At 59.3% G+C, this 3,941-nt stretch carries 4 protein-coding genes; 1 reads left to right on the forward strand and 3 read right to left on the reverse strand.

All coding sequences use genetic code 11. The features are described from left to right. From EPO09_RS03460 to EPO09_RS03470, 3 genes are all read right to left on the reverse strand, one after another. Nucleotides 1-577, reverse strand: a 577-nt coding sequence (locus EPO09_RS03460; protein WP_290640174.1) for a peptidylprolyl isomerase, incomplete at its 3' end; no start/stop codon positions are given. Beyond that, nucleotides 574-1,893, reverse strand: a complete 1,320-nt coding sequence (locus tag EPO09_RS03465) for a L,D-transpeptidase family protein (RefSeq protein ID WP_290640176.1) — start codon at nt 1,891-1,893, stop codon at nt 574-576. The genes EPO09_RS03460 and EPO09_RS03465, both read right to left, overlap by 4 nt. After that, nucleotides 1,893-2,960 (reverse strand): tetratricopeptide repeat protein, encoded by a 1,068-nt coding sequence (locus tag EPO09_RS03470; protein ID WP_290640178.1) that lies wholly within the window; start codon nt 2,958-2,960, stop codon nt 1,893-1,895. The genes EPO09_RS03465 and EPO09_RS03470 overlap by 1 nt, the downstream gene beginning before the upstream one ends. A gap of 278 nt (nt 2,961-3,238) precedes the next feature. On the opposite strand from EPO09_RS03470, the gene EPO09_RS03475 reads away from it, so the two are divergent. Beyond that, on the forward strand, nt 3,239-3,941 hold a 703-nt coding region (locus EPO09_RS03475; RefSeq protein ID WP_290640180.1), incomplete at its 3' end, for a class I tRNA ligase family protein.

Below are 3,941 nucleotides of genomic sequence, written 5' to 3' on the forward strand. Positions count from 1 at the left end.
TGGTCACGGATTTGATGATCACGGGTTGCACGGGTACATCGCCATAAGGGCCTTTTTGCCCGGTTTCAACCTTGCGGATTTTGTCGACGACGTCCATTCCCGAGATGACCTTGCCAAATACAGCGTAGCCATTGCCATCGGGCGAGCGAGCGGCATCGAGGAATGTATTGTCCTTCACGTTGATGAAGAACTGCGCGGTGGCCGAGTCAGGCACGTTGGTGCGGGCCATGGCCACGGTGCCACGAGCGTTGCTCAGGCCATTGCGGCTTTCCAGGGGGATGGGGGCGCGAGTGGGTTTCTCTTTCAGGTCCGGTGTCATGCCGCCGCCCTGAATCATGAAACCATCGATGACGCGATGGAACACTGTGCCGTTGTAATGTCCGGCCTTGATGTATTGCACGAAATTATCAACAGTCTTGGGGGCCTTGGCGGGGTCAAGTTGAACAACGACATCGCCCAGACTGGTGGCGATTTTGACGTTCTGTGCCAGTGCCAGTTGTGCGCTGGCCAAGGTCAAGCCGGCGGCCAGCCACTTCAAGCTGCTGCCCCATGTGGTGCGCGTGTGATGCAAGGTCATCCAATCACTCCTTCGAAGAAGATTTTCCAGAGGCCACCCTCTTTGCCCCAATATTGACGTTTGACTGCGCCGGTACGTTGACCATCGGAGACTTCACCGAAGGTCACGACCAGGATGTCGCTCTTGTCTTTCCAACCCAGGATGGCCACATCCTTGAGTTGAAGGGCTCGGCCACGTTGTTGTGTGACCTCTTTTTCAAGAGTTTGCCGCCACTGGTTGACATCGCGTGAACCGTTGGCGAACTGTGGCGAGTAAAAGGACATCAGGCGATTGAGGTCGCCGCTGGCTCTGGCTACACGCCAACCTTCGATCAGGTTGTGCAGGCTGCGTCGTTGCAATTCAGCTTTTGTCGGTGTGACCCACTGGAGCGATTTGGCAATCACGACCGGTGTAGAGCGAGGTTGTACCCGGTCCAGAATGGTCTGCAACTCGGGATTAGCCAAGACCACGCAGCCATCGGTGCTGTTGGGGCTGCGGGCATAGCTGTCACTGGGTACGCCATGCAACCAGATGCCGCCACCGGTCTTGCCCAGGCGGCGGTCGTACTCGTTGGGGTAGTTCAGGGGGAGGGCGCCGATGCCATAGAAGTCGGTCAGCTTTTTGGCGTCCAGGCGACTGGTGATGTAGTAGACCCCAAGCGGGGTGCGCTGGTCGCCTTCAAAGCTTTTGTCGGCGCCTAGGCGGCCAATTGAGGCGTAATGATCTGCTACGAGCTGCAGGCCATTGGGACCATTTTCGAAGAGGTACAGGCGCGAACGGCTGGCATCTACTGCAATAGCGTGCTTCGTCGTGGGGGGGACTTCGATGAATTGCGTGGGCAGTGCGCCTGGCGGAGGACGATCGCGCAGGGCTTGCAGGCGGCGATCGGCCTCCATGCGCAATTGATCCAGTCTCTGTGGCGCTTTGGCTGCGAGGTCGTCCGGTGCGTGTCCCATGCTGGGCAAGGGGTGTGCCTGGGCGCTCAGCAGGTCTGCATAGACGAGTTGGGCCAGTTGGAAGTTGGGTACGTCCTTGACCAGTGCTTCGGCCTTGCTCAGTGCCTGCCTGCTCTGTCCGCTACCAATTAATTTGTAGACATCCAGCAAGCGTGCTTCGGCGGGTGCCGATTGCGCTTTCAGTTCAGGCAGTGGTGCAACAGCTGTCACGGGCGCTGCGGTGTTGGCTGGTGCTTTGGTGCGAATGAGCCGTGCATGCGCTTGGGGCGCAAACAGGCATGCAGCGGCCATCAGCATGATGCCTGCGCGCTGGCGCAATTTGTGCGCACTTTGCTGCCCGCCATTCGTGCTGGCCAGGCAGCCAAACTCACCAAAACTCATCACGACCCAGCGCTTTCCTTCGCGATCACCCAGTTGTTGCCAGAGCGAACCATGTCCAGGCGCTTGCCGCTGCTGACGCTGAGGCTGTCCGCCTTGTAATCCTGATGGAAGCGAACGGTGGCCTTGTTGCCATTGATGTCCACTTTCACGCCCGAGATTTTCACAGAAATATTGTGCTTGCTCGTGATGCGGTCTCGGCGTTCTTGCTCCCAGGCCTTGCGGGTCTTGCCACCGTTGAAGTCTTTGGCGTAGGAGGCAAAGTAGCCGTCCATGTCCTGCTTGCTCCAGGCCGACGCCCAGGCCTTGACGGCGGATTCCACTTCGCGTTCTTGCGCTGCGTCACTCTTGCTGGGTTCAGCAGCAGGCGCGGGTGCCGGTGCGGGCGCTGGCTTGGTTGCCTGAACTGGTGCGGCCACCGGGGCTGGTGCAGGCGCTGGCTTTGGTGTAATCACCGGTGCAGGTGGCGGCGCCACGGGCGCAGGCGTCGGCGCTGGGGTTGGCGTCACCGATGCCGTGGCGATCGAGTTGCGTTCTTTGGGGAACAGGTCGCGAATCATGGCCAGCTTGGGTGCCACTTGCGAGCGTGTGTCAATTTGAAGGGCCTTGGAGTAGGCCTGGCTGGCAAGCTTGGCGTACACGTCACCCAGGTTTTCATACGCGGTGGCGTAACTGGGGTTGGTGCGAATGGCCATTTCCAATGCGGTGCGAGCCTTGTCGTACTGGCCTTGTTGTGCGTACAGCACGGCCAGGTTGTTGAAGGGCTCGGGCAACTCAGGGAAATCTTCCGTGAGTTTGGTGAAGGTGGTGATGGCTTCTGGTGCGCGGCCTGCTTGCGACAGGCTGATGCCGCGCAGGAAGCGCATCATCGGATCGCGCGGTTTGCTGGAAAGGAACTGGTCCGCCTTCTGGAGTGCTTCTGCATTCTTGCCTGAGGCTAGCAGCTTCTGAACATCGGAGATGTCATCAGCGCGAACGCTCAGGGCCGTGACGGACAAGGCCGCAATGGCCAGGCACTTGGCGGCGAGAGCCGTGAGACGAAGTCCAACTTGAGGCGCAACAGCTTGCATGGAGTGAGGATCCAGTTTGTTTGTAATGAGCGCTGGGTGGGCGCTGAGTGCCGTGAAACCATTGCGCATTCACGGGGGCGCAACAGCTCGACGCAAACCTCCAGAGAATAGCAGCCTGCGTCCATCAGGCAACTTGTCAGTCACCCTCACCGGTGAGCGGGCCGCTATACTCAACGAATTGTATCTGAGCGGCGTCGTCGCTTAACGTCTTGTATCAGGTGTTGGTGCCAGCCAACCATGTTCGACTACATTCGCGGCAGATCCCCCCTTCGTCCCCCATGAGTTTGCGCCTTTTCAATAGCCTGTCGCGTCAGGTAGAGCCTTTTGTTCCCATGACACCGGGCCAGGTCCGCATGTATGTGTGCGGCATGACCATCTATGACTACTGCCATGTGGGCCACGCTCGCATGATGATGTCGTTTGATGTGGTTCAGCGTTGGCTGAAAGTCAGCGGTTTCGATGTGAACTACGTACGCAACATCACCGACATTGATGACAAGATCATCCGTCGCGCGGTGGAGCGCGGCATCACCATTCGCCAGTTGACGGACGAGATGGCGGCCGCCATGCATGAGGATATCGGTGCTCTGGGTATCGAGCCGCCAACGCATGAGCCTCGGGCGACTGAATACGTGAGCCAGATGCTGGGCCTGATCGGCAAGCTGGAATCCAAGGGGCTGGCTTATCGCGCGTCCAATGGCGATGTGAACTATGCCGTGCGCAAGTTCGATGGCTATGGCAAGTTGTCGGGCAAGTCGCTGGATCAGTTGCGCGCCGGCGAGCGCGTGGCGGTGGACGATGGCAAGCAAGATCCGCTGGACTTTGTGCTGTGGAAGTCCGCCAAGGTGGAAGAGCCGGCTGATGCCAAGTACGACTCGCCGTATGGCGTGGGGCGCCCTGGTTGGCACATCGAGTGCTCGGCCATGAGTTGCACTTTGCTGGGTGAGCAGTTCGACATCCATGGCGGCGGGCTGGACCTGC

Source organism: Aquabacterium sp. (genome assembly GCF_004297345.1).
Classification (GTDB): domain Bacteria; phylum Pseudomonadota; class Gammaproteobacteria; order Burkholderiales; family Burkholderiaceae_C; genus Aquabacterium.

Bases quoted from the DNA above. Each gene is read 5' to 3' on its own strand.
- EPO09_RS03465 (WP_290640176.1), bottom strand. From the start codon at position 1,893: ATGAGTTTTGGTGAGTTTGGCTGCCTGGCCAGCACGAATGGCGGGCAG.
- EPO09_RS03470 (WP_290640178.1), bottom strand. From the start codon at position 2,960: ATGCAAGCTGTTGCGCCTCAAGTTGGACTTCGTCTCACGGCTCTCGCC.